Below are 23,403 nucleotides of genomic sequence, written 5' to 3' on the forward strand. Positions count from 1 at the left end.
TCGGGGTAGAGGCACCCCATGGAATGGCTGAAGAAACTGCCGGTCGTGGGGCCGCTCCTGGAGAAACTGATGCGGACTCACGCCTGGCGCTCCTACGAGACGCTCGACCGTGCCCACTGGACCCGGCTGGCCGCGGCGATCACCTTCATCAGCTTCCTCGCGGTCTTCCCCCTGATCACGGTGGCCGCGGCCATCGGCGCCGCCTTCCTCACCCCCGACAGGCTGAAGAAGCTGGAGAACGGTGTCGCCGAGCAGGTTCCGGGCATCTCCGACCAGCTCGACCTCGAGAGGCTGGTGGCCAACGCCGGAACGATCGGCGTCGTCGCGGGTGCCCTGTTGCTGTTCATGGGCATCGGCTGGGTCGGCTCGATGCGGGACTGCCTGCGGGCCGTCTGGGGCAAGGACGACGAGGACGAGGGCAACCCGGTCCTGCGCAAGGCGATGGACGGCGTGGTCCTGCTCGGGCTGGGGGCCGCCGGCCTCCTCTCGCTCGTCGCCTCCGGCGTCGCGTCGTCGGCCATCGGCTGGAGCGCCGACCGGCTGGGCATCTCGGAGAACGGCCCCGGGGGGTTCCTCCTGCAGGTCGCGGTCTTCGCGGTGGCGGTGCTGGCCGACTTCCTGGTCCTGCTGTACGTACTGACGCTGCTGCCAGGGGTGGAGCCGCCGCGCCACCGGCTGATCGTTGCCGGACTGATGGGAGCGATCGGCTTCGAACTACTGAAGGTGCTGCTCAGCAGCTACATCAGTGGCGTCGCGTCGCGGAGCATGTACGGCGCCTTCGGGGTCCCGATCGCGCTGCTGCTGTGGATCAACTTCACCGCGAAACTGCTGCTGTACTGCGCCGCCTGGACGGCGACGCAGTCGAAGCGGACGGCCGAGGACATGGCCAAGGCCGAGGCGGAGGTTGAAGTCAGCGCCGCGGAAGACGCAACGGCCAGCGCCGGTTCCCCAGGTACACCCCACCGACCAGCACGACCAGAACCCCGCCCGTGATCGCGAGCGCGACACCGAACCCACCCTCGGCCGAACCGCTCTTCGAGCCGACCGTGACCTGAGCCGGGGCCGTGCCGGCCGGCTTGATCGGGGGTGCGCCCTTCGACGCGCCCGCGGCTTCCGCGGTCCTGGGCGGGACCAGCTCACCGACCGGGGTGACCTTGCCGGCGGCCGCGAAGCCCCAGTCGAGCAGCGCCGCGGTCTCGTTGTAGACCGCGTTCAGCTCCTTCGCCTCGGGGTTCATCACCGTCACCAGCAGTACCCGGTCGCCGCGCTGCGCCACGCCGGTGAAGGTGGAGCCGGCGTTGGTGGTGCTGCCGTTCTTCACGCCCGCGATGCCCTTGTACGGGTCGAGCCCGTACGCACCAGTCAGCAGGCGGTTGGTGTTCTGGATCTCGAACGTCGACCGCTTCTTCCCCTCCTCCTGCTCGCCGGGGAAGGTGGCGGACGCCGTCGCGCAGTACTCGCGGAAGTCCTTCTTCTGCAGGCCGGAGCGGGCGATCAGGGTCAGGTCGTACGCGCTGCTGACCTGGCCGGGCGCGTCGTAACCGTCGGGCGAGACCACACGCGTGTCGAGGGCCTGCAGCTCCTCCGCGTGGTTCTGCATGTCCTCGACGGTCTTGGACATCCCGCCGTTCATCGCGGACAGCACATGCACGGCGTCGTTGCCGGAGCGCAGGAACACGCCGAGCCACAGGTCGTGCACCGTGTAGGTGTGGTCCTCCTTGATGCCCACCAGGCTGCTGCCCGCGCCGACGCCGGCGAGCTCCTCGTCGGTCACCAAGTGGGTCTCGGTCTTGGGCATCCGCGGCAGCAGCGTGTCCGCGAAGAGCATCTTCATGGTGGAGGCGGGCGGCAATTGCCAGTGCGCGTTGTGCGCGGCGAGCACCTCGCCCGACTCCGCGTCCGCCACGATCCAGGAACGGCCGCTCAGCTCCATGGGCAGGACGGGCGCCCCCGGACCCAGCTTCACCTGCGTACCCGGCTCGCCGAGCTGAGCGCCGCCGACCGAGGACATCACGGCCGGCGGGTTCGGCTGCTGGCGGTGTTTCGAGTCGGCCTTCCCGTCGGCGAGCGCGGGTGCGGCGATCAAGGTGGGCAGCAGCACGGCGGAAAGGACCGTCACCGCAGGGGCGGTCATTTTTTTGAGGGCAGGCACGGACGAGAACGTACCTGGTACGAACCGTGATGGGGACACCGGTGGCTTGACCCGCCGGGACAGCCGCCGGGACAGCCCACCCCGGCGCGGCCGATCAGGGGAAGGCGACGATACTGAGCGTATGAAGCTGAGTCGTCCCCTCTCCTGGTTCCTGCTCGCCTTCGGGGTGTGGAGCTGGGTCATCTGGGTCACTTTCATCAAGAACCTGTGGGCGGACGGAAGCGGTCTGGCCTTCGACGACGCGGGTGACCCGACCGGATACTTCTGGGTGCACCTGCTGCTCGCCATCACGTCCTTGCTTCTTGGGACGGGTGTAGGAGTCATCGGGTTGCGCGGCCTGCGTGCCCTCCGACGCGAAGCCGGCCGCCCCTGATGACCGTTGCCCTGTTCGTGGTGGTCGCGGCCACCGTCCTGGCCCTGCTGGTGCTCGTCCACCGCTACCTGTGGGTGCGGCTCGTCCGTGACACCACCGCACCCGGCGGCGCGGCCCGCCGCGCCGGAACGGTCGCGGTGTGGGTCCTGCCCCTGCTGACCGTGGGCGCGATGGTGGGCGCGCGCGCCGGCGCCCCCTTCTGGCTGCAGCAGGTACTGGCCTGGCCCGGTTACCTCTGGCTGGCGGTACTGCTGTATCTGACCCTGGCGGTGCTGGCCGGCGAGGCGGTACGGCCGCTGCTCCGGCATCTGCTGGTGCGCAGGGCTGCCCGGAAGGAGCCGGCGGCAGGCGCCGCCGGGCCCCGGTCCGGGGCAGCAGACGGGCCCGGAGCCGCATCCGCACCCGCGACGGAGAACGAGCCGGTACCGGCCGGGGGCGGCGGCTCGACGACCGCCACCGCCGCCCGTGCCACTGCCGCGGACCACGCCGCTCCCGCCGGACGGGACCGTGCCGGAACGGGCCGGCCGTCGGGGGCGCCGCCGTCCGCAGGCCCGGCAACGCCGCCCGCAGGGACGGCCGTCGCCGGGGCCGGAACATCGTCGGACGTCAGCCGTCGGCTCTTCGTGGCCCGGACCGTCGCGGGTGCCGCGGTCGCCGTCGCGGCAGGCACCGTCGGGTACGGGACGTACGGCGTGCTGCGCGGACCGCGCGTCAAGCGGGTCACCGTACCGCTGGCCAAGCTCCCGCGCGGTGCTCACGGTTTCCGGATCGCCGTCGTCAGCGACATCCACCTCGGGCCTGTTCTCGGCCGCGCCCACACCCAGCGGATCGTCGACACGATCAACTCCACCCAGCCCGATCTGGTCGCCGTCGTCGGCGACCTCGTCGACGGCAGCGTCGCCGACCTGGGGTCCGCCGCCGAGCCGCTCGCCCGGCTCCGGTCGCGCCACGGTACGTATTTCGTGACCGGCAACCACGAGTACTTCTCAGGCGCTCAGGCATGGATCGATCATGTGCGCGAGCTGGGCATGCGCCCGCTGGAGAACGCCCGTACCGAGCTGCCCGGATTCGATCTCGCGGGCGTCAACGACATCGCGGGCGAGAGCGAGGGAGACGGTCCCGACTTCGTCCGCGCCCTCGGCGACCGGGACCGCGGCCGGGCGGCCGTACTCCTGGCGCACCAGCCGGTCGTCATCCACGACGCGGTGAAGTACGGGGTCGACCTCCAGCTCTCCGGACACACCCACGGCGGCCAGATGTGGCCCGGCAACCTCATCGCGGACCAGGCCAATCCGACGCTCGCCGGCCTGGAGCGGTACGGCGACACCCAGCTGTACGTCTCGCGGGGTGCCGGCGCGTGGGGGCCGCCGGTACGGGTCGGGGCGCCCTCCGACATCACGGTCGTACAGCTCGCCTCACGGCGCGCCTGACCGAGCCCCGCCGTAGACGGTCAGCCGGACGGCAGGCTGACCGTCACCGCCAGTCCCTTTCCCGGAGCCGTCTCCACCGCCACTCCGCCGCCGTGCGCCTCCACCACGCCCTGCACGATGGCCAGCCCGAGGCCGCTGCCGGCCGCGCCGCCCGTACGGAAGAAGCGGTCGAAGATCCGGGCAGCGTCCTCCTCGCACAGGCCGGGGCCCTCGTCCGCGACCCGCAGCCGCACCCTGGTGCCGGTGCGGCTCAGCTCCACCCGGACAGCGGCACCGGCCGGTGTGTGGACCCGGATATTGCCCAGCAGATTGCCGAGGACCTGCCGCAACCCCGCCTCGTCGGCCCGTACCACCATGACGCCGTCGGCCGAGACGCCCACCGGACGCTCCGGCTGCTGGGCCCGCAGATCCTCCGCCGCGTCCCGCACCAGCCGGCTCAGATCCACCTCGCGAAGGCGCAGTTCCGGCCGCTGGTCGAGCCGGGCGAGGATCAGCAGCTCGTCGACCAGCCGGCTCATCCGGTCGGTCTCGGCGTTCATCCGGCGCTGGGCGCGGGCTCGCTCGGCCGGATCACGCAACATGCCCTTGTCGGCCAGCTGCAGATAACCGCGGATCGCCGAGAGAGGGGTACGCAGCTCGTGCGAGGCATCGGCGACGAAGCGTCGCAGCTGCGCCGCGCTGCGCTCACGTGTGACGTACGCGGACTCGACCTGCTGCAGCATCGTGTTGAGGGCGACCCGGAGCTGGTCGACCTCGGCCGCGGTACGCCGGCTGGGCGGCACCCGCCGGGTCAGGTCGCCGTCCGCGATCGCGGACGCGGTCTCGACCATGTCCTCCAGCGGGCGCAGCCGGTGCTGCGCGCCGATCATCGTCATCACCCCGAGCAGCCCGAGCAGGACCACCCCGAACGTCACATCGAGCCGGAGCGCCTTCCGCAGGCTGGCGTGCACCGCCTCGGTGGAGGTCGCCATCAGGACGGTGGTGCCGTCGTCGAGCGTCGCCCCGACCGCGCGGTACGAATCGCCGCGCAACCGGATGTCGTGCGCCTCGGCCGACGCGGCGAGCGCCGCGGGGTCCTCGACAGAGCGGGCGAGAGCGCGCTGCCGTTCGCTGGGCGCGAAGCCCGCCAGGTCCATCGCCCCGCCGCCGTCGCCGACCGCCACGAACACGGTCTCAGGGCTCGGCAGCGTGCTCGCGCCCCCACGGTCGGGGGCGAGCCGGTCACGTACGGACGCCAGCGCGCTCAGCGACTCGATCTCCTTCAGATCGAGGCCGGCCTGCTGGAGGCCCTCCCGAGAGGTGAGCAGCTCGGTGTCGACCGCGGAGAGCAGGTAGTGGCGCATACCGACGAGGCTGACGCAGATCGCGACACTCACGGCGACGGCGAGGAGCACCACATTGGTGACGGTGAGCTTGAAGCGCAGCGACGCCGGTCCCCGGTGCCGGCGCCTCATACCGGTGCCAGCCCGTACCCGACGCCCCGCCGGGTCGTGATCAGGGGCGGGCCCAGCGGATCGAGCTTGCGGCGCAGATAGCTGATGTAGGTCTCCACAACCGTCGACTCGGCCTCGTGCTCGTACTGCCAGACGTGGCGCAGCAGTTGCTCCTTGGTGACGACGGTCCCGGCATTGCGGACCAGGAAGCGCAGCAGCGCGTACTCGGTGGGGGTGAGGTCCACCGGCCGCCCCGCCCGGCGCACCGTGTACGTCGCCTCGTCCAACTCCAGGTCGCCGTACCGCAGCGGGGCGCGCACCGGAAGGACGTCGGCGGGCTTGGTGCGGCGCAGCACCGCCCGCAGCCGGGCGACCACCTCGTCGATGTTGAACGGCTTGGTGATGTAGTCGTCGCCGAGGCCGAGGCCTCCGACGATCTCGGCCGGAGCGTCACGGGCGGTGAGGAAGACGATGGCCATCTCCGGCCGTATGGCGCGCAGTTCGCGGCCGAGTGACCGCCCGTCGCCGTCCGGGAGCATCACATCGAGGAGCGCGGCGTCGGGACGCGTCTGCCGGGCCAGCGCGGTGGCCTGCCGTACGCTCCCGGCCGTCGTCACCTCGAAACGGTGGTAGCGCAGGGCGATGGTGAGGACGTCGGCGATGCTCGGCTCGTCCTCGACGACCAGCACGGTCGCGGCTGCTTCGGTCATGTCCGCCATGCCACTCAGTATCCGTGCGGCGACCGTACGAACTGCCTCTCGCTGTCTTGGAGTTCCCTGAGAGTCATGGCCGTGTGACGCCCCGGGCCGGCTCCGCCGCCGATTCTGGGATCGCGGACCCGGGGAAACAGACCGATGAAGGGGCAGGAATCGTGGCGGCTTTGGCACGGTGGTGCTATCAGCACCGGCTGGTGGTCCTGGTGTTGTGGGTGGGCGTGCTCTTCGGGCTCGGTACGGCGGGCAGCGCGGCCGGCACCAACTACTCGAACGTCTTCAGCCTTCCGGACACCGACTCGACCGAGGCGTACGACCGCATGGCGGCAGCCTTCCCGGAGCGCTCCGGCGACACCGACACCGTGGTGTGGCGGGTGGGAGAGGGCAGCACGGTCAGGGATCCGGCCGTACGCGAGCGGATCGCGCCCGCCCTGCGGCAGATCGCCGGGTTCGACGGCGTCGGCGAGGTGGCGAGTCCGTACGACGAGGCCGGTGCGGGACAGATCAGCGAGGACGGGCGGATCGCGTACGCCACGGTCACCTTCGCCGAGCAGGCGAACGCCGTACCGAAGGCGCTCGTCGAAGACGTCGTCGACACGGCGCAGAGTGCCGGGCGCGCCGGGCTCCAGGTCGAGCTCGGCGGCCAGGCGATCACCCGGGTCCAGGAGCCGCCGACCGGGATCGCCGAGGCGGTGGGCATCCTCGCCGCGGCCGTCGTCCTCTTCCTCGCCTTCGGCTCGGTCTTCTCGATGCTGCTGCCCATCGTCGTCGCGGTCTTCGGCGTGGGCACCGGGATGCTGTCTACATCGCTGCTCAGTCATGTCACCGACGTGCCTGAAGTGGCGCCTCTGCTCGGCTCGCTGATCGGGCTTGGGGTCGGTATCGACTACGCGCTGTTCATCGTCACCCGGCACCGGCGGGCGGTCCTGCGCGGCACCGCGCCGCAGGATGCGGCCGTCCTGGCGCTCAACACCTCCGGGCGCGCCGTGCTGTTCGCGGGCGGCACGGTGTGCATCGCCCTCGCGGGCATGCTCGTGATGCGGCTTCGTTTCCTCGACGGTGTCGTGATCGCGACCTCGCTGACCGTCGTGCTGAGCGTCCTGGCCGCGGTCACCCTGCTGCCCGCGCTGCTCGGCGTCCTCGGGATGCGCGTGCTCAGCCGGCGTCAGCGGCGCAGGCTGGCCGCGACGGGCCCGGAGCCGGAGGAGTCCAGCGGTGCCGCGGCCCGCTGGGCGGCCGCCGTCCAGCGGCGCCCGCGGTCCGTCGCGCTGGTCGCGGTCGTGGTGATGGCGGCGCTCGCGATTCCCGTGCTGTCGCTGCGGCTCGGCGCCACCGACCAGGGCAACCACAAGGAGTCGACCACCACCCGACAGGCGTACGACCTGCTGGCGGAGGGCTTCGGACCGGGATTCAACGGCCCCCTGCAGCTCGTCGCGGAGACCCCCGGCGCCGCCGAACAGGCGGCGCTGGCCGGGCTGGTGGAAGAGGTGAGGACGACCGGGGGCGTCGCCCAGGTCATCGCGATGCCCTCCGCGCCCGGCAGCGGGGTCACGGTCGTCCAGGTCGTGCCCACCACCTCGCCGCAGTCGGTGGAGACGGACGAACTGATCGACACGCTGCGCGGCGAGCTGATTCCGGAGGCCGGGGTCGAGGTCCACGTCGGCGGAGTCACCGCGGTCTTCAAGGACTTCGCGTCGGTCACCGGCGACCGGCTCCCGCTCTTCGTCGCCACGATCATCGGCCTGGGTTTCGTCCTGCTGCTGATCGCCTTCCGCAGTCTGGTCGTCCCGCTGACCGCCGCCGTGATGAACCTGATCGCCGCGGCCGCCTCCTTCGGAGTTCTCGTCGCGGTCTTCCAGTGGGGCTGGGGCGCGGAGGCGCTGGGGATCGGCAAGGAGGGCCCGATCACCTCCTTCCTGCCGGTGATCATGCTGTCGCTGCTCTTCGGCCTCTCGACGGACTACCAGGTGTTCCTGGTCAGCCGGATGCACGAGGAGTGGGTGCACACCAAGGACAACGCCCGAGCCGTGCGGGTCGGCCTTGCCGAGTCGAGCCGGGTCATCAACTGCGCGGCGCTGATCATGGTCTGCGTCTTCACCGCCTTCGTGCTGAGCGGTGACATGGAGGCCGCGATGGCGGGCATCGGCCTGGCGGCAGCCGTCGCACTTGACGCCTTCATCCTGCGTATGGCGCTGGTACCGGCGGTGATGCATCTTCTCGGGCGGTCCAACTGGTGGCTGCCCGGCCGGCTCGACGACCGGCTGCCGCACCTTGCCGTGGAGCCGCGCGAGCAGGCCGCGGAGGCGCCGGCCGAGGCTCTGGCCCGGGAATCGTCGGTGCGGGACGAGACGGCGCGCGTTGGGGCGGCGCGGGAGGCTGCCGCCTCCGCCGTGCACGGTTACGTACGGACGTCCGAGGGCGAGCCGGTCCCGGACGCGGCCGTCACCCTGGTCTCGCCGGGAGGCCGGCAGCTGGACCGGGTGGGCACTCTGGCGGACGGTTCGTACATCCTGTCCGCCCCGGCGGCCGGCTCGTACCTCCTGGCCGTGAGGGCGCAGAACTTCGAGCCGCAGGCCGCCCACGTCATGATCGGCGAGGAACCTCTCGTGCACGACATGGTGCTCGCGGACGCCGGGGCGGACGCCGTGGGCCGAGGTCGCGAGTGAGGCCGCGAGTTGAGGCCGTCGGCCGACCACAGGGCCTCACGGCTTCTTGCGGGCAGCCACCGTCTCCGCCATCCCAGGCAGGAAGTCCGTGAACAGCTCGTGCACCTCGCGTACGAGCGGCCGCAGCACACGGAAACGGGCGAGCGCGACGCCGCGGGTGGTGAGCCGCGCGCCGCGCTCGGCGAGCCACCGGCTGCGCTCGCGGCCCTCCGAGCGGTCGAAGACCCAGTACAGGACCAGTCCCATCTGGGACAGCCACATCAGCTCGGGGAGGATGTCGCGGAGCTCCTCCGCGACCTTGGCCCTGGAGCCGGCCAGCACTTCCCGGTGGATCGCGATGGCCCCCTCGCGCGCGTGTTCCGACTCCGGGGAGAAAGGACTGAGGGGGCTCTCCGGGTCGGCCGCGTTCTTGAAGAACTGGGCCGCGAACTCGTGGTACGGCGCCGCGATGTCCAGCCACGCCGTCAGCACTCCGGCGAGCCGGGCCTCCAGATCGGTCTCCCGGTCCAGCACGAACCGGACCGCCGCCTGGTGTTCGGCGCCGATCCGGTCGTAGAAGCCCTGGACGAGGTGTTCCTTGGAGGCGAAGTAGTAGTAGGCGTTCCCCACCGAGACCCCGGCCTCCTTGGCGATGGCCCGCATCGTGGTCTTGTCGTAACCGCGCTCCTGGAAGAGCCGGAGCGCGGTTTCGAGGATGAGCGTCCGGGTCTGCTCGCTCTTGGGGGCCTTCGCTTCAGTCACGGTGTCCGAGCCTAACGGGGTACGGCGCACTGGTCGTCGCAGGGCGTCCCGACGGCCGCCCCCGTCGACTGCCGGTACTTCGCCGCCGCGAGCATCGTGCCCCGGACGAAGGGCAGGCCGGCCGGGGTGGCGAGCCAGTGGGCCTTCGGCCGGTGCTCGGCCAGTGCCCAGAGGCAGACGATCCAGGCCGCAGGCCCGGCGTAGATCTGGCCGCGGTCGCCGATCACGGTGATTTCCCGCAGCGTGCGGGCGTGGTTGAGGTGCGGATACCTCCGCCGCGCCTCGTCCGACCCGGCGGGCACCATATCCAGTCGTACGAGCTGCCGCTGCCGCAGCAGCCAGTTCCGCAGATGGACGCAGAGGGAGCACCGGGCGTCGTACAGGACGGTCAGTGTCCGGACCGGGATGCCCATCGTGCTCACGCTCCGGCGGGACCGGCGGCGGGTGCGGTCCAGGGACCGGGGGCCTGCCCCGGGCCCGTCCAGCCCTGCGGGCCGACCGGCGGGACCTGCTCGCGCTCCATGACTCCACGCCGGCGGATCTTGTTCAGGACCCAGACGTTGCCGAGGTGCATCACGCCGAGGACGAGCAGGACGACACCGATCTTGACCGAGAGCGCCTCGAAGAGCCCGCGGGCGTCCTCCACCGCATCGGCCGCCTTGAGGTACAGCGCGACGAAGCCGAGGTTGACGAGGTAGAAGCCGACCACCAGAAGGTGGTTGACGGCGTCGGCGAGCTTCTCGTCCCCGTGCAGCACATCGGCGATGAATATGCGCCCGTTGCGGCTGAGCGTGCGCGCCACCCAGACGGTGAGACCGACGCTGATGAGCAGGTAGACGGCGTACGCGACAACAGTGAGGTCCATACCCCACCCCTCCTTGAACGTGTTCAAAAGGCTGGCACGGATGAATCTAGACCTGTTTTTGAACATGTTCAAGCGAATGGGCGGGTCAGGTTGGGGAGTTGCGTTCAGCGCGCGCGTCGCCGGATCCGCGGCGCCCCCGTCACCGACATCACCAGCGATTACAGAGTCGTCGTCGCCGTGATGAACAGGCGGTTGTTCTTCGGGCCGCCGAACGCGATGTTCGACGCCGCCTCTGGCGTGCGCAGCCGGCCGATCAGCGTGCCGTCGGGGTCGTAGCAGTGCACGCCGCCGAACATGGCGGCCGCCCACAGCCGGCCCTCGTCGTCGAAGCATTGTGGCTGCGGGACGGCCATAACCCGGTCGATCCGCTCCCGCTCGCGGACATACCGGAGCTCGTCCTCAGCGAAGTCCTGCGGGACGTCGACCTGTTCGTGGGGCGTGGCCAGCGTGGGCAACGACCCGACATGGCAGGACGGTGGCCCCGGCGGCCGCTTCCGCGAGTACTGGACGTCTTACGGCTTCGGCGAGCTGAACCTGAGCGCCGAGACCCGCCGCGCACTCCTCGCCAGGCTCGTGCCGCGGCTCGCGACAGCGGACCGGTGCACGGTCGAGGGCCGGTTCCTGCACGTGCGGGGCGAGTTGCACACGTACAAGATCCACCTGGGGTCGGGCAGCATCCTGATGACCCCGCACGACCAGTACCTCACGATCCTCAGTCAGCTGTGACTCCTCGGCGCAATCGGCTCGGCCGCTGATCGTCAGGTGCTCGTCGGACGCTACGCGTTCTCGGGGGAGGCGCCGGCGGTCCAGCGCTGGTCGCTGTCTCCGTCGGCCGGGTCGAAGCCGAGGGAGCTGCCCGCAGAGCTCCCCAGGGGTTCAAGGGCGAAGTCCGGCGCGACCTGTGGGCGGATGGCGCCCGCCCCGTCAACGGTGAAGAGCAGATTGAGGGCGTTCTTGCCGTTGACGGAGGCGCAGGACCAGATGCCGGCGCCCCGGTCGGTGTTGCCGCGCGAGTCCAGGCAGTAGTCGCGGTCCGCGTTGCTGCGCAGGAGGCCGATGGAGTCCAGACTCCACTGCTGGGTCAGCGCACCGTTGCAGGGGGCGATGACGACGTCGGTGCGGTTCGCCATCACGCCGTTCTCGATGTCCAGGCACAGTCCGGAATCCGCGTTGACGACCCTGGTGTAGCCGCCGCCCGGGACGAGGGGCACCGGCCGGTGCGGAACGCTCTTCGACGGAGCGGGAGCCGCCGGGGGTTGGGGAACGGGGACCGATGTGGCGGGGGCCGAGGTGCTGGGACTCGGGGAGGGCTTGTGCGACGGCTCTCCGCCGAGGCTCGCCGATGGCGCGGGGACGGCGACGGGGGGCACGGCGTCCCTCGGCGGGGGGTTCTCCGCACGGTCGCGCTCGCGGGCCGGATCGGAGTCCTCGGAAGCGGTCGCCAGCAGGGTGCCGGCGAGGACGACGGCGGCCGCGACCGCCACCGCGACGAGGACGGTGAGCCGGGACGGCCGCCTCGCGCCCTTCCACCGCGTTCCTCCGCTCTGCGGCGGCTTCGGGGAGCCGGCGAGCGCCGGCATGGCGGCCGTGGGCTCCGACCCGTCGCGCTGGACCGGTATGGCGTCGAGCAGGTCGCTCACGGGACCGCGAGCCGCGTAGGCAGCTCCGCCCCACCGCAGCAGGCCCTCGGCGATCACGACCCGGGGATTGTCGGTCATTCGCCCGAGCTCGGCGACGAGCAGCGCGCAGCTGGTGCACTCTTCGAGATGGAGAGCCAGATCCTCGCTGTGCCGACGGTCCCCCGGCCGCGCCGCCGCCTCGATGATGCGGCGGAATCCCAGGCACTTTCTGTCCTCGGCGCGCTCCAGATATGCCTGGATACAAGCCTGACGCATGGCGTCCTGCGCCTTGGTCCGCAGTTCGGGAATCATGTTCGGACGGATGCCGGCGTAAGCAGCGACCGTGGCGTCCGGCTCCTCGTCCACCACCGCGTACCAGAGGATGCCCCGCGTCAGTTCCGGCAGCCGGTAGAAGCCGGTGAGAATGGCGGACGTCGACTCGAGCCGGGTCTCGGGCAGATCCGGTGCGGTGAAAGGGGCGGTCTCCTCGATCCAGGCGACGAACTCGGGTTTCAGCCGGGCCCGCCGACTGCCCGCGGCCCACGTGAGGCCCACCCGCTGAACGAGCGTCAGCAGGTGGTGGCGCCAGTTCCCCTGGGGCTCGATGCCCCGGCACGCCTCCTGGGCGGCGAGGTCGAAGGCCTGTACGGCGAGCTGGTTCCCGGCGAGCGGGTTGCGTCCGCAGAGCAGCGCGTAGGTGAGGACCGCCGGCATGTGGCGGCGTTTGAGCTCCTGGGTGGCCGGATATGCGGTCGGGGCGCCGGCGCGGATGCGCTCGGTGAGCGCCGCGTCCGGCAGGGCGCTGTAGACAGCACTCTCGTCCGCGGGAATCGGAACGACGTGGTGGAGCTCTGACAACCTGTCGACTCCTTGTTCGAGAACGGCGCGACCGGCCCGCCTGCCATCGGAAACCCGCCGGTGTTACCAGCAGGAAACAAGAGCCCCATAGTGGGGCAGCGAGATCCGCGGGGGAAAGATGTTCCCGCCGGTAACTGAGGCTCCGGCAGGGCAATCGGTGCCTGACACGGCATCGGCATGGGCGGTTGAGCCAGCATGCCCCTGTCGGGCAGCTCGGCGACTCCCGCGTCTCGCCGCACGCGCGAGGGCCCCGCCCCCGGTGCGCAACCCGGGGCGGGGCCCTCGTACATGTACGACTCGGGGAGTCGGAAGGGGAGTCAGAAGCGGCGCGTGATCAGCGCGCGCTTTACTTCCTGGATCGCCTTCGTTACCTCGATACCGCGCGGGCAGGCGTCCGTGCAGTTGAACGTCGTGCGGCAGCGCCAGACGCCGTCCTTGTCGTTGAGGATCTCCAGGCGCTGCTCGCCGCCTTCATCACGCGAGTCGAAGATGAAGCGGTGCGCGTTGACGATCGCCGCCGGGCCGAAGTACTGGCCGTCGTTCCAGAACACCGGGCACGAGGACGTGCACGCGGCGCACAGGATGCACTTGGTGGTGTCGTCGAAGCGCTCGCGTTCCTCGGGCGTCTGCAGGCGCTCGCGGGTCGGCTCGTTGCCCGACGTGATGAGGAAGGGCATGACGTCACGGTAGGCCTGGAAGAACGGGTCCATGTCGACCACGAGGTCCTTGAGGACCGTGAGGCCCTTTATGGCCTCGATCGTGATCGGCTTCTCCGGGTTGATGTCCTTGATCAGCGTCTTGCAGGCGAGCCTGTTCTTGCCGTTGATCCGGATCGCGTCGGAGCCGCAGATGCCGTGCGCGCACGAGCGGCGGAAGGTGAGCGTGCCGTCCAGGTCCCACTTGATCTTGTGGAGACCGTCGAGCACGCGCTCCTTCGGGTCGATCTCGATCTGGAAGTCCTGCCAGGTCGCCTCGTCCGAGATCTCCGGGTTGAAGCGGCGGATCCGGAACGTGACCGTGATGTAAGGGGAAGCGGCCGAGGCGGCCTCGGCCTTGTCCAGGGTCGGGGTAGCCATCAGTACTTACGCTCCATCGGCTGGTAGCGGGTCTGGACGACCGGCTTGTAGTCGAGACGGATGGTCTCGGTGCCGTCGTCGCCGACCTCGCGGTACGCCATGGTGTGGCGCATGAAGTTGACGTCGTCGCGGTTCGGGAAGTCCTCGCGGTAGTGACCGCCGCGGGACTCTTTGCGCGCCAGGGCGGACACGGCCATGACCTCGGCCAGGTCGAGCAGGTTGCCCAGCTCGATGGCCTCCAGCAGGTCCGTGTTGAACCGCTTGCCCTTGTCCTGGATGGACACGTTCAGGTAGCGCTCGCGCAGCTCGCCGATCTTCTCGACCGCCGTCTTGATCGTCTGCTCCGTGCGGAACACCATGACGTTGGCGTCCATGGTCTCCTGCAGCTCGCGACGCAGCTCCGCGACCCGCTCGGTGCCGGTGGAGGAGCGCAGGCGCTCGACCTGGTCGATGACGAGCTGCGCCGGGTTCTCCGGGAGCTCGACGTAGTCGGCCTTCGCCGAGTACTCGGCCGCGGCGATACCGGCACGGCGCCCGAAGACGTTGATGTCCAGCAGCGAGTTGGTGCCCAGTCGGTTGGCGCCGTGCACCGAGACGCAGGCCACCTCGCCCGCCGCGTAGAGGCCCGGGACCACCGTCGTGTTGTCGGCGAGTACCTCGGCCTGGACGTTGGTCGGGATGCCGCCCATGGCGTAGTGCGCGGTCGGCTGGATCGGGATCGGGTCAGTGTACGGCTCGATGCCCAGGTACGTACGCGCGAACTCGGTGATGTCCGGGAGCTTGGCGTCGAGCTGCTCCGGCGGCAGGTGCGTGAGGTCCAGGAAGACGTGGTCGCCCTCGGGACCGCAGCCGCGGCCCTCGCGGATCTCCGTGTAGATGGAGCGCGAGACGACGTCACGGGACGCGAGGTCCTTCATGACCGGCGCGTACTTCTCCATGAAGCGCTCGCCGTCCTTGTTGCGGAGGATGCCGCCCTCACCACGGGCGCCCTCCGTCAGCAGGATGCCCATGCGCCAGATGCCCGTCGGGTGGAACTGGAAGAACTCCATGTCCTCCAGCGGCAGTCCGCGGCGGTAGGCGGCGGCCTGGCCGTCACCGGTCAGGGTGTGCGCGTTGGACGTCACCTTGAAGAACTTGCCGGTGCCGCCCGAGGCGAAGATGACGGCCTTCGCCTGGAAGACGTGGATCTCGCCGGTGGCCAGCTCGTACGCGACGACGCCCGCGGACTTCTTCACCCCGTCTACGTCCTGGAGCAGCAGGTCCAGGACGTAGAACTCGTTGTAGAACTCCACGCCCTCCTTGACGCAGTTCTGGTACAGCGTCTGGAGGATCATGTGGCCGGTGCGGTCCGACGCGTAGCAGGACCGGCGGACCGGGGCCTCGCCGTGGTTACGGGAGTGGCCGCCGAAGCGGCGCTGGTCGATGGTGCCGTTCGGCGTGCGGTTGAACGGCAGGCCCATCTTCTCGAGGTCGAGGACCGCGTCGATGGCCTCCTTCGCCAGGATCTCGGCGGCGTCCTGGTCGACCAGGTAGTCGCCGCCCTTGACCGTGTCGAAGGTGTGCCACTCCCAGTTGTCCTCTTCCACGTTCGCGAGCGCGGCGGCCATGCCGCCCTGCGCCGCGCCCGTGTGGGAGCGGGTCGGGTAGAGCTTCGTCAGCACGGCGGTGCGGCTGCGCTTCGTCGACTCGATGGCCGCGCGCATGCCGGCTCCGCCGGCTCCGACGATGACGGTGTCGTACTTGTGGATCTTCATGGGTTCAGCCTCAGCCCCGGGCTCTAGCGGATGTTCGGGTCGAAGGTGAAGATCACCAGCGTGCCCAGAAGGATGGTGAACACCGTGGCGGTGTAGAGCAGGCCCTTCAGCCAGAGGCGCGTGTTGGCACGCTCCGCGTAGTCGTTGATGACCGTGCGGAGGCCGTTGGCGCCATGCAGCATCGCGAGCCACAGCATGAGCAGGTCCCACGTCTGCCAGAACGGCGAGGCCCAGCGGCCGGCCACGAAGGCGAAGCCGATCTTGGAGACGCCGCCGTCGAGCACGAGCTGGATCAGCAGGTGGCCGATGACGAGGACGACGAGCACGATGCCGGACAGGCGCATGAAGAGCCACGCGGCCATCTCGAAGTTGCCGCGGGGCGACTTGGGCGTCTTCCCGGTGCGCTTGCGCGGCGGGTCGATGACCGGAGCCGGGTTGTCGACGTCGTAAGGACTCACGCCCTCGACCGACCCGATCGAAGAAGAGGTGTCAGCGGACATCTGCCTCAGCTCCCGAATACTTCTTGTGCGGCGTGCCCGAGCACGGGGTAGAGCGCCCCGGCCATCAGCACGACCCAGATGCCCATCACGGTCCAGAACATCTGCTTCTGGTAGCGGGGGCCCTTGGACCAGAAGTCCACAGCGATGACACGCAGACCGTTGAGCGCGTGGAAGAGGATTGCGGCGACGAGGCCGTACTCCAGCAGCGCGACGAGCGGGTTTTTGTAGGTCGCCACGACGTCGTCGTACGCCTCGGGGGAGACGCGGACGAGAGCGGTGTCGAGGACGTGTACGAACAGGAAGAAGAAGATGAGGACGCCGGTGACTCGATGAGCCACCCAGGACCACATACCTTCCCGGCCGCGGTACAGCGTTCCAGCCGGCACGGAAGAACCCTCCGGGAGCGGGGATCAGGGCCTGCCGGCTTCTGTTGTCGACCAGGCCCGGCCGGGTACGGTCCACCGGCCCTGGCCATCGTAGCGACGCTTTGTCGGTTCGCTCGCCCGGGGTCCTCAGGTGTGATCAAACAAGCAATCAAACAGGCACCGATGGGCTATCGCGACGGCCCGAATCCTAAGATTCCGGGCGATCTCCCACCAGGCGGGCGAGGCGGCCGCGGGCCAGCCGGCGCAGTTCGTCGGCCGTGACCGCCCGCTCCTCGTCCCGCTCGTTGGCCAGCCGGGAGCGGATTCCGGCCAGCAGCTGGTCGAGCTGCTCCGTCGGGCGTACGGCGTCGAGGCAGATCACGAACGCGTGGCCGAAGCGGCTCTCGTACGCCGCGTGGGCAGCCCGCAGCGCGGTGTGCGCGGCCTGCGGGGCGCTGTGGTGCAGGTCGGCGGAGGCCTCGCCGGACAGCGCTTCTGCCAGATCGGCGGCGGAGAGGTCGTAGCTGGCCTCGTCGGCGGCCGCGAGCAGCGCGGCGACATCGGGGTAGGGGCGGTGTGCGGCCAGCCGGAGCGCCCAGCGGTGGCTGCCGCAGCAGGCCAGGAGGGCGGCCTCGGCGGCGCCGCCGGACGCGGTGTTGAAGCGGACGAGTGCGTCGGGCCGGCCGACGGACTCTTCTCCGGCGGTCCGGGTGTCGGGCGAGTCGCCGCGGCTCTGGACCGGTATGGCGGCATGGTCGAGGCTGTGCCGACCCTGAGAGGAGGGAGGCAGCGTGGGCTCCTGGGAAGGATGGGTGGGATGTGCCTCAAACGTTATCGACGGGCAGGGGGACCTGTCCGACGGATGCGCGAATTTCACCCGGAAGGGAGAGTTTGAGAACCTGATGTAGACGGTTTATGGGATGCTTGGTCCTTTTCATCCCTTGTGGGAGGTAAGTGGCTGATGTGGAATTCGCGCGGTGCGCTGACCGCAGGTGGGCTGGTCGCCGGTGCCGTCGCTCTCTCGGTCTCGGTCGCTGTGGCCGTCTGGCCCGAGGGAGCGGGGGGAGGCGGCGCCACGGGGGCGAACGGCAGACCCCCCGCCACCGTGGCCGCGCCGGAGGCACCGGCCGCGCCCAGCCCCACGGCCTATCCGCTGTCCACAGCACCCCGCACCATTCCGTTCGTCCGAACGCATGAACCTGCCCGGGGCCCCGGCTGGAAGCCCGCGCCCACCGCGCGGGTGCTCGTCGCCAAGGGCAGCGAGGCGCTTTCGGACGAAGCCAAGCTCCTGTCCCACGAGCTGAAGCTCCGCTACGCGAGCGGTGTGGCCGCCCGGGCCGGCGACGTCGAGCTCGCACTCACGCCCAAGCCGAAGGGCGGGCAGGCCGCCGCCGAGTCGTACACCCTCACCACGACAGACCGGCGGGTGCGGATCACCGGGTCCGACGAAGCCGGGGTCTTCTACGGCACCCGCACGCTGAAGCAGTCGGTGCGCGCCGACGGGCAGATGCCCGAGGGCGTCGTGCAGGACCGGCCGGACCGCCCGCAGCGCGGGCTGAATGTCGACATCGCGCGCAAGCACTTCGACGCGGCGTGGATCGAGGACCGGCTCCGCGAGATGGCCGACCTCAAGCTCAACCAGCTCGGCCTGCACTTCTCCGACGACCAGGGCTTCCGCATCGAGTCCTCGTCGCACCCCGAGATCGTCTCCGAGCAGCATCTGACCAAGGCCGAGGTACGCCGCATCCTGGCGCTCGCCGCGCGGCTGCACATCACCGTCGTCCCCGAGATCGACTCTCCCGGACATCTCGGCGCGGTCCTGCGGGAGCACCCCTCGCTCCAGCTGAAGGACGCGCGCGGAGTGCCCACACGCGGTGCTGTCGACATCGCCCAGCCCGGTTCCGCGAAGATCGTGGACGACCTGCTCCGCGAGTACTCCCAGCTGTTCCCAGGCGCGTTCTTCCACCTCGGCGCCGACGAGTACCAGGCCCTGGTCCGGGACGACCCCGAGGCCTCCTATCCGCAGCTCGCCGCGGCGGCCCGGCAGAAGTACGGCGCGAACGCGCGGGTCCAGGACCTGGCGACGGGCTGGCTGAACGACCGGGCAGCCGTCGTGCGGCCGCTCGGCAAGCAGCCGAAGGCGTGGAACGACGGCTTCTTCCGCGGCGGGGTGGTGACCGCGGACAAGGACATCGAGGTCGAGTACTGGACGGGCAAGGAGCTGGGCGCCCGGGAGCCGGTGGAGTACCTGGCGGAGGGCCGCAAGGTGGTCAACCTCAATGACGAGTACCTGTACTACGTCCTCGGCGAGCCCAACGAGTTCACCTACCCGGACGGCCGGCGGATCTACGAGCAGTGGACCCCGCTGGTGCTGCGCGGCAGCCAGGCGGTGCCGCAGCGCTACTCGGGCCAGATCCTGGGCGGCAGGCTGGCCGTCTGGTGCGACCTCGCTAACGCGCAGACCGAGGAGCAGGTGGCCCAGGGCATCCGGCTGCCGCTGCGGGCGGTGGCGCAGAAGCTGTGGGACCCGCGTGACCCCGCACTGGAATGGACGCAGTTCAGGGCACTCGCGGAAAAGCTCGGCTGACCGGTGCTGCGGCCGGGGCCGAAGTTCATCCGATTCGGTGTTCCGGTGGCGGACCGCCGTACGGATGTGGTGGATTCGAGCCCATGGGGTTCTGGGGGTATTTCGTCGTGGGCCGTAGTGACCGTCCGCTCGCCGAGCTGGCGGCACTGGCCGAGGTAAGGGCGGGGCTGGAGCTCCGTGAGGAGCGGGACGACGGATGGCAGGTGTGGGAGCACCCAAGTGAGCCCGAGGTCGGGGACATGGGCGCGCTTGCCCGTGGAGTGGCCAGGGACACCGGCACGCCCGCTCTTTTCGCGTTCGTCATGGGCAGCGAGTGTGTCGTCGTGGAGGCGGCCGCACCGGTCGGGGGCTCGTGGTTCGCATGCCTGGGGCGCGCCGCGATGGCCCGTTATCTGAGCGCGGACGGGCTGGTGCTCGAAGACCTGTTCCTGGAGGCGCCGGAGGCTGCACGCAAGGCGGTCGAGTGGGCGGCCGAGACCGGTCGGACCGTACCGTCCGGGCCGTTGCTCGAGGCACTGACCGCCGAAGCGGATCCGCTCGCCGAAGAGCTGTTCGCCTGCTTCCTGGACCGGCTGGGACTGTGACGCAATTTCGCCCCTGCACGCAGACGGAGGCAGAGGGTTCGCAATACGTGCGGGCCGTGCCTCGGGAGGCGTCGTGAGCCTGGTGGAACTGCTCGGGCGAGCCGATGAAAGGGGCCTGGCCGCAAGCGCGGTGGCCTGTATTGATCGTTGCCTCGCCCTGCTGGAGGACGGGGAGGCGTCCGATCCGGGGCTGCTGCGGCCGCTGTGGGCCGGCGCCGACAGCGGTGCCGAGTGGAAGATGCGGGTGGCGGCGGCGAGAGCTGCGGTGGCGAACGGCACCTCCGCCGCCACCGAAACGACCGCCGGGGCCGCCGAGTCCGCCGGGGCCGCCGAGGAGCTGACCGGGCTGCTGGCGGACATGGCCGCCCGGGCTCCCTCGGCGTACTGCGCTGCGGAGCTGCGCGCGTGGGCCGGTGCCTGCTCGGACGCGGCACTGGAGATCCACCGGCGGCTCGACGGCGGCACGGACGGAGTCAGCCCGCTCACGGCAGGCGAGCTGCGTCGGCAGACGCAGATCCTGGAGGCACTCGCCGAAGGCAAGGGGGCCGGGCTGCGCAAGGCGCTCGACCTGTCGACGGAGGGGCGGCGCGTCCTGCGCGCGGCCGTGTCGCGGCGCGCCCGCGCCCGGCGCTGAGACAGGTGGGCCCGGTGAAGGCCCAGGCCCGCGCCCCCGCCCGGAGGCGCGGGCGGCGGCCGGAAGGACGACCGGGGCCGCCACCCCCCACAGGAGAGGCCCCGGCCGTCGTCCGCAACGGGCTCGTGCGACGCGCCCGTACTCGTAACAGCGCCATGAGTGCGTTTTCTGTCACACCCCGTTGGCTTCGTGGATGGTTGCTTGTTGTACAACACATGGACGCGGGCAGGTGAGAGGCCGTAGCGTGCAGGTTCGCGCAGTGTGGCGCGGCAGTGACCAGCTGCGAACAAGACAGTGGGACGGGTAGAGACGGTGCTGGGGGACGACGCGGAGCTGACCACCGCGGTGCTCGCGGCACAGGACGGCGACGAGAATGCGTTCCGGACTGTGTACCGCGCCGTGCACCCGCGGCTACTGGGATACGTACGGACACTCGTCGGCGACGCCGAGGCCGAGGACGTCGCCTCGGAGGCGTGGCTTCAGATAGCGCGGGACCTCGGCCGGTTCAGCGGTGACGCGGACCGCTTCCGGGGTTGGGCCGCGCGAATAGCGCGCAATCGCGCCCTCGACCACATACGGATGCGGGGCAGGCGCCCCGCGGTCGGCGGCGACGAGACGGAACTGACCACCAAGCCCGCCGACGCGGACACCGCGGGTGAGGCGATGGAGTCGCTCGCGACGGGCGATACGCTCGCGCTGATCGCCCAGCTGCCACAGGACCAGGCCGAGGCGGTCGTCCTCCGGGTGGTCGTCGGACTCGACGCGAAGAGCGCCGCCAAAGCCCTGGGCAAGCGTCCGGGTGCGGTACGGACGGCCGCCCACCGTGGGCTGAAGCGGCTGGCCGAGCTGCTGGGCGCGGAGGGCACAGATGACGTGACCGACGGCAACGACCGCTCCGGGGAGCTGAGAGGCATGCCGCCGCAGCGAGCGCCGCGACGGGGCGCTGTCGCCCCGGCCGGTGTGACGCATTCGCGTCTGCGGACGCAGAAGGACATGTGATGGCGGACGAGCGCTACAAGTGGCTTGACAGGAGAGCGGCGGAGCGGTTGCTGCGCGGCGAACCGGTCGAGAGCGCTGACGATCAGGTGCGCGCGGATGCCGAGCGGCTCTCGGACCACCTCAACCGCGCCGCCAAGGTCTCGGAGAACGGGGCCGCGGGACTCCCGGGTGAAGAGGCGGCGCTGGCGGCTTTCCGCGAGGCGAGCGGCGCCCGCACGCGTGCGCCGCTCGGCGACGACACCCCGATGGCGGTCCGCCTGACGCCCGCGCCCGGCCCCGGCCCGACCGCTCGTCCCCGTCGCCACGTGCGCTGGGGACGCCCGGTGAATTTCGGCCTTGCCGCCGCACTGGCCTGCTGCGCTCTGGGCAGTGTGGCGGTCGCGGCCGGTACCGGAGTGCTGCCCACTCCGTTCGGTGACCGTGCCCGGCCGGAGCCGGCGGTCTCCGTCTCCGCTGTGGGCGAGCCGGAGACGCGGATGTCGCACGCCCCCGGGACGACGGTCCCCAGCGACCCCGCACCCGCGACGAGCGGTCCCGCCACCCCGGACGGCGCCACACAGGGCCCCGGCACTCCGGCAACTTCCCCGGACCCGTCGGACGGCACCGGAAGCACCACTGCGCCCGAGGGCGGCACCGCGCGGGAGGACAGCGCCGAGCGGAATCGCAAGTGGCTGATTCAGGCCTGCCGCGACTACCGCAGCGGCCGGGGGCTGGCCGAGGACCGTCGGCGACGCCTGTCGGAAGACGCCGGCGGCGCCCACCGGGTGGAGCGGTTCTGCAAGCGTCTGCTCGATACCGGCACGGGCGACGCCGGCGACGGGAAGAGCGGCGACCAGGACGGCGGCGGTGGTGACGGAGGCAGTGGAAACGGCGACGGTGACGACGCGGGCAAGCCGAACCCCGACCCCGACGCCGGCATGGCACCGGCGCCTCCGCTCGACTTCGTCCCCGCTGGACAGGGCGCTGTAACACTTTTTGAGCCAGTGACGCAGTAACAAGTGAGCCGACTGGTCATCGGCCGCGCATGAGCCGGGGTTCCCCCCGTACCTACGGCTCTGCGCATCGGCGCGGGCGGGACACGTTCCCCCGGTCCCGCCCGCGCCCTCTCACCTACCAGTACACGACGACCTTGTCGCCGACCTTCACCTCGTCGAACAGCGCCGAGAGCTTCCTCTCGTCCCGGACGTTCACGCAGCCGTGCGAAGCACCGCTGTAGCCGCGGGCCGCGAAGTCGGACGAGTAGTGGACCGCCTGGCCGCCGCTGAAGAACATCGCGTACGGCATGGGGGTGTGGTAGATCGTCGAGTCCCACTTCCGGGCCTTCCAGCCGACGCTGAACGTTCCCTCGCGGGTCGGGGTGTTCTCGGAGCCGAAGCGCACGTCCATCGCCGAGACGACCTTGCCGTCGACCATCCATGCCAGGGTCCGGCTCTCCTTGCTGATGCACATCACCCGCCCCGTCATGCACCGCTGGTCCGGGGTGTCGAGCTCGTACGTGGTCGGCGGGCGCAGCTCACTCCCCGTCGGCTTCCTCGTCATGGCGACCAGTTGCTCCCACGTGGTCTCGTCGACCGTGCCGCTGGTCGCAAGGCTCCTCTGCTCCTGGAACCCCTTGACCGCGGCCGTGGTCATCGAGCCGTAGAAGGCGGTGGGGCTGCGCTTGAAGTGGTCGAGCTGCTTCAGCCGCGCCTGCAGCTCACGGACCTGCTCGTTCTCCGTCCCCTCTGCCATCAGCACCTTCCCCGGCGAGCCCGGGGACTCGGAAACCGTCGGGGAGGGGGACGTGGCGGGCTCGGAGGGCTTGCTGTCCGCGGAGGGAGACCCCGGGGCGCCCCCCGTCGGTGCCGAGGGCGGGGTGGCAATGCCGGTGGTCCCCGCGGCCTGGGCCGTACACCCGGCCGCGAAAGCCACGGCCACGGCCGCCATGAGTGCTCTTCTTATGACGGTCGTGCGGTACATGTATGCCCCCCGGTGATGGTGTGTGTACCTAATGGATGCTTCCCGCGGGTGCTTGGTTGCGAACTGCGGCGCATTCTGTGAGCAAGGTCCCAGCG

General features: G+C 70.6%; 22 protein-coding genes and 2 pseudogenes. 10 read left to right on the forward strand and 14 right to left on the reverse strand.

The features are described 5' to 3' along the window. The first annotated feature begins 18 nt into the window (after positions 1-18). Positions 19-993: a YihY/virulence factor BrkB family protein gene (locus AB0M62_RS07925; protein WP_366073234.1), complete on the forward strand. Its 975-nt coding sequence runs from the start codon at positions 19-21 to the stop codon at positions 991-993. Here the strand turns inward: AB0M62_RS07925 and AB0M62_RS07930 are convergent. Beyond that, the gene (locus tag AB0M62_RS07930; protein WP_366073236.1) at positions 911-2,152 is read right to left on the reverse strand and encodes a D-alanyl-D-alanine carboxypeptidase; all 1,242 of its coding nucleotides are present in this window, start codon (positions 2,150-2,152) and stop codon (positions 911-913) included. The genes AB0M62_RS07925 and AB0M62_RS07930 overlap by 83 nt on opposite strands. A 121-nt stretch (positions 2,153-2,273) precedes the next feature. On the opposite strand from AB0M62_RS07930, the gene AB0M62_RS07935 reads away from it, so the two are divergent. Next, positions 2,274-2,525: a hypothetical protein gene (locus AB0M62_RS07935; protein WP_366073237.1), complete on the forward strand. Its 252-nt coding sequence runs from the start codon at positions 2,274-2,276 to the stop codon at positions 2,523-2,525. Further along, positions 2,525-3,955 (forward strand): metallophosphoesterase, encoded by a 1,431-nt coding sequence (locus AB0M62_RS07940; protein WP_366073238.1) that lies wholly within the window; start codon positions 2,525-2,527, stop codon positions 3,953-3,955. The genes AB0M62_RS07935 and AB0M62_RS07940 overlap by 1 nt, the downstream gene beginning before the upstream one ends. A gap of 20 nt (positions 3,956-3,975) precedes the next feature. Here AB0M62_RS07940 and AB0M62_RS07945 read toward each other — a convergent pair whose 3' ends face one another. Together AB0M62_RS07945 and AB0M62_RS07950 are read right to left on the reverse strand one after the other, a co-directional pair. Continuing rightward, entirely contained in the window at positions 3,976-5,409 is a 1,434-nt protein-coding gene (locus AB0M62_RS07945) for a HAMP domain-containing sensor histidine kinase (protein ID WP_366073239.1), read from the reverse strand. Further along, positions 5,406-6,098, reverse strand: a complete 693-nt coding sequence (locus AB0M62_RS07950; RefSeq protein WP_366073304.1) for a response regulator transcription factor — start codon at positions 6,096-6,098, stop codon at positions 5,406-5,408. The genes AB0M62_RS07945 and AB0M62_RS07950 overlap by 4 nt, the downstream gene beginning before the upstream one ends. A gap of 170 nt (positions 6,099-6,268) precedes the next feature. Between AB0M62_RS07950 and AB0M62_RS07955 the strand changes: the two genes are divergently transcribed. After that, positions 6,269-8,767 (forward strand): MMPL family transporter, encoded by a 2,499-nt coding sequence (locus tag AB0M62_RS07955; RefSeq protein WP_366073305.1) that lies wholly within the window; start codon positions 6,269-6,271, stop codon positions 8,765-8,767. Between the two features lie 36 nt (positions 8,768-8,803). Here AB0M62_RS07955 and AB0M62_RS07960 read toward each other — a convergent pair whose 3' ends face one another. The 4 genes and pseudogenes from AB0M62_RS07960 to AB0M62_RS07975 all read right to left on the reverse strand — a co-directional run. Next, positions 8,804-9,508: a TetR family transcriptional regulator gene (locus AB0M62_RS07960; protein WP_366073240.1), complete on the reverse strand. Its 705-nt coding sequence runs from the start codon at positions 9,506-9,508 to the stop codon at positions 8,804-8,806. Positions 9,509-9,519: 11 nt separating this feature from the next. Further along, entirely contained in the window at positions 9,520-9,921 is a 402-nt protein-coding gene (locus AB0M62_RS07965; protein WP_366073241.1) for a DCC1-like thiol-disulfide oxidoreductase family protein, read from the reverse strand. A 5-nt stretch (positions 9,922-9,926) separates the two neighbouring features. Then, positions 9,927-10,373: a hypothetical protein gene (locus AB0M62_RS07970; protein ID WP_366073242.1), complete on the reverse strand. Its 447-nt coding sequence runs from the start codon at positions 10,371-10,373 to the stop codon at positions 9,927-9,929. Positions 10,374-10,531: 158 nt separating this feature from the next. Beyond that, positions 10,532-10,702 (reverse strand): annotated as a pseudogene (locus AB0M62_RS07975) (SMP-30/gluconolactonase/LRE family protein); the annotation flags it as partial. A gap of 3 nt (positions 10,703-10,705) precedes the next feature. Here AB0M62_RS07975 and AB0M62_RS07980 point away from each other — a divergent pair. Then, a pseudogene (locus AB0M62_RS07980) lies at positions 10,706-11,087 on the forward strand (hypothetical protein); the annotation flags it as partial. 62 nt (positions 11,088-11,149) lie between these two features. Here the strand turns inward: AB0M62_RS07980 and AB0M62_RS07985 are convergent. The 6 genes from AB0M62_RS07985 to AB0M62_RS08010 all read right to left on the reverse strand — a co-directional run bounded on the left by AB0M62_RS07985 (position 11,150) and on the right by AB0M62_RS08010 (position 17,335). Next, complete coding sequence (locus AB0M62_RS07985; RefSeq protein ID WP_366073243.1) at positions 11,150-12,850, reverse strand: RICIN domain-containing protein; 1,701 nt, start codon at positions 12,848-12,850, stop codon at positions 11,150-11,152. A gap of 317 nt (positions 12,851-13,167) precedes the next feature. Continuing rightward, complete coding sequence (locus tag AB0M62_RS07990) at positions 13,168-13,926, reverse strand: succinate dehydrogenase iron-sulfur subunit (RefSeq protein ID WP_366073244.1); 759 nt, start codon at positions 13,924-13,926, stop codon at positions 13,168-13,170. Then, entirely contained in the window at positions 13,926-15,680 is a 1,755-nt protein-coding gene (gene sdhA / locus AB0M62_RS07995; protein ID WP_366073245.1) for a succinate dehydrogenase flavoprotein subunit, read from the reverse strand. Before sdhA ends, AB0M62_RS07990 begins: the two co-directional genes overlap by 1 nt. Positions 15,681-15,703: 23 nt before the next feature. Further along, positions 15,704-16,180 (reverse strand): succinate dehydrogenase hydrophobic membrane anchor subunit, encoded by a 477-nt coding sequence (locus AB0M62_RS08000; protein ID WP_366073246.1) that lies wholly within the window; start codon positions 16,178-16,180, stop codon positions 15,704-15,706. A gap of 5 nt (positions 16,181-16,185) precedes the next feature. After that, positions 16,186-16,566 carry a succinate dehydrogenase, cytochrome b556 subunit gene (gene sdhC / locus AB0M62_RS08005; protein WP_366073247.1) on the reverse strand — a complete coding sequence of 127 codons (381 nt, stop codon included), beginning with the start codon at positions 16,564-16,566 and terminating at the stop codon, positions 16,186-16,188. 187 nt (positions 16,567-16,753) lie between these two features. Then, the gene (locus AB0M62_RS08010; RefSeq protein ID WP_366073306.1) at positions 16,754-17,335 is read right to left on the reverse strand and encodes a 2-oxo-4-hydroxy-4-carboxy-5-ureidoimidazoline decarboxylase; all 582 of its coding nucleotides are present in this window, start codon (positions 17,333-17,335) and stop codon (positions 16,754-16,756) included. 171 nt (positions 17,336-17,506) lie between these two features. Between AB0M62_RS08010 and AB0M62_RS08015 the strand changes: the two genes are divergently transcribed. The 5 genes from AB0M62_RS08015 to AB0M62_RS08035 all read left to right on the forward strand — a co-directional run bounded on the left by AB0M62_RS08015 (position 17,507) and on the right by AB0M62_RS08035 (position 22,344). After that, complete coding sequence (locus AB0M62_RS08015) at positions 17,507-19,132, forward strand: glycoside hydrolase family 20 protein (protein WP_366073248.1); 1,626 nt, start codon at positions 17,507-17,509, stop codon at positions 19,130-19,132. Between the two features lie 83 nt (positions 19,133-19,215). Beyond that, positions 19,216-19,716 (forward strand): hypothetical protein, encoded by a 501-nt coding sequence (locus tag AB0M62_RS08020; protein ID WP_366073249.1) that lies wholly within the window; start codon positions 19,216-19,218, stop codon positions 19,714-19,716. A 73-nt stretch (positions 19,717-19,789) separates the two neighbouring features. Continuing rightward, positions 19,790-20,350 carry a hypothetical protein gene (locus AB0M62_RS08025; RefSeq protein ID WP_366073250.1) on the forward strand — a complete coding sequence of 187 codons (561 nt, stop codon included), beginning with the start codon at positions 19,790-19,792 and terminating at the stop codon, positions 20,348-20,350. A gap of 312 nt (positions 20,351-20,662) precedes the next feature. After that, on the forward strand, positions 20,663-21,349 hold the full coding sequence (locus tag AB0M62_RS08030) for an RNA polymerase sigma factor (RefSeq protein ID WP_366073307.1): 687 nt from the start codon (positions 20,663-20,665) through the stop codon (positions 21,347-21,349). Further along, a complete protein-coding gene (locus AB0M62_RS08035) occupies positions 21,349-22,344 on the forward strand; it encodes a hypothetical protein (protein ID WP_366073251.1) in 996 nt (331 codons plus the stop codon). The genes AB0M62_RS08030 and AB0M62_RS08035 overlap by 1 nt, the downstream gene beginning before the upstream one ends. 115 nt (positions 22,345-22,459) lie before the next feature. Here the strand turns inward: AB0M62_RS08035 and AB0M62_RS08040 are convergent, their stop codons facing one another. Further along, the gene (locus tag AB0M62_RS08040; protein ID WP_366073252.1) at positions 22,460-23,308 is read right to left on the reverse strand and encodes a L,D-transpeptidase family protein; all 849 of its coding nucleotides are present in this window, start codon (positions 23,306-23,308) and stop codon (positions 22,460-22,462) included. Between the last annotated feature and the right edge of the window lie 95 nt (positions 23,309-23,403).

The organism is Streptomyces sp. NPDC051219, assembly GCF_040682335.1.
Classification (GTDB): domain Bacteria; phylum Actinomycetota; class Actinomycetes; order Streptomycetales; family Streptomycetaceae; genus Streptomyces.

Bases quoted from the DNA above. Each gene is read 5' to 3' on its own strand.
- AB0M62_RS07925 (WP_366073234.1), top strand. From the start codon at position 19: ATGGAATGGCTGAAGAAACTGCCGGTCGTGGGGCCGCTCCTGGAGAAA.
- AB0M62_RS07935 (WP_366073237.1), top strand. From the start codon at position 2,274: ATGAAGCTGAGTCGTCCCCTCTCCTGGTTCCTGCTCGCCTTCGGGGTG.
- AB0M62_RS07940 (WP_366073238.1), top strand. From the start codon at position 2,525: ATGACCGTTGCCCTGTTCGTGGTGGTCGCGGCCACCGTCCTGGCCCTG.
- AB0M62_RS07945 (WP_366073239.1), bottom strand. From the start codon at position 5,409: ATGAGGCGCCGGCACCGGGGACCGGCGTCGCTGCGCTTCAAGCTCACC.
- AB0M62_RS07950 (WP_366073304.1), bottom strand. From the start codon at position 6,098: ATGACCGAAGCAGCCGCGACCGTGCTGGTCGTCGAGGACGAGCCGAGC.
- AB0M62_RS07965 (WP_366073241.1), bottom strand. From the start codon at position 9,921: ATGGGCATCCCGGTCCGGACACTGACCGTCCTGTACGACGCCCGGTGC.
- AB0M62_RS07970 (WP_366073242.1), bottom strand. From the start codon at position 10,373: ATGGACCTCACTGTTGTCGCGTACGCCGTCTACCTGCTCATCAGCGTC.
- AB0M62_RS07990 (WP_366073244.1), bottom strand. From the start codon at position 13,926: ATGGCTACCCCGACCCTGGACAAGGCCGAGGCCGCCTCGGCCGCTTCC.
- sdhA (WP_366073245.1), bottom strand. From the start codon at position 15,680: ATGAAGATCCACAAGTACGACACCGTCATCGTCGGAGCCGGCGGAGCC.
- AB0M62_RS08000 (WP_366073246.1), bottom strand. From the start codon at position 16,180: ATGTCCGCTGACACCTCTTCTTCGATCGGGTCGGTCGAGGGCGTGAGT.
- AB0M62_RS08015 (WP_366073248.1), top strand. From the start codon at position 17,507: ATGTGGAATTCGCGCGGTGCGCTGACCGCAGGTGGGCTGGTCGCCGGT.
- AB0M62_RS08020 (WP_366073249.1), top strand. From the start codon at position 19,216: ATGGGGTTCTGGGGGTATTTCGTCGTGGGCCGTAGTGACCGTCCGCTC.
- AB0M62_RS08035 (WP_366073251.1), top strand. From the start codon at position 21,349: ATGGCGGACGAGCGCTACAAGTGGCTTGACAGGAGAGCGGCGGAGCGG.
- AB0M62_RS08040 (WP_366073252.1), bottom strand. From the start codon at position 23,308: ATGTACCGCACGACCGTCATAAGAAGAGCACTCATGGCGGCCGTGGCC.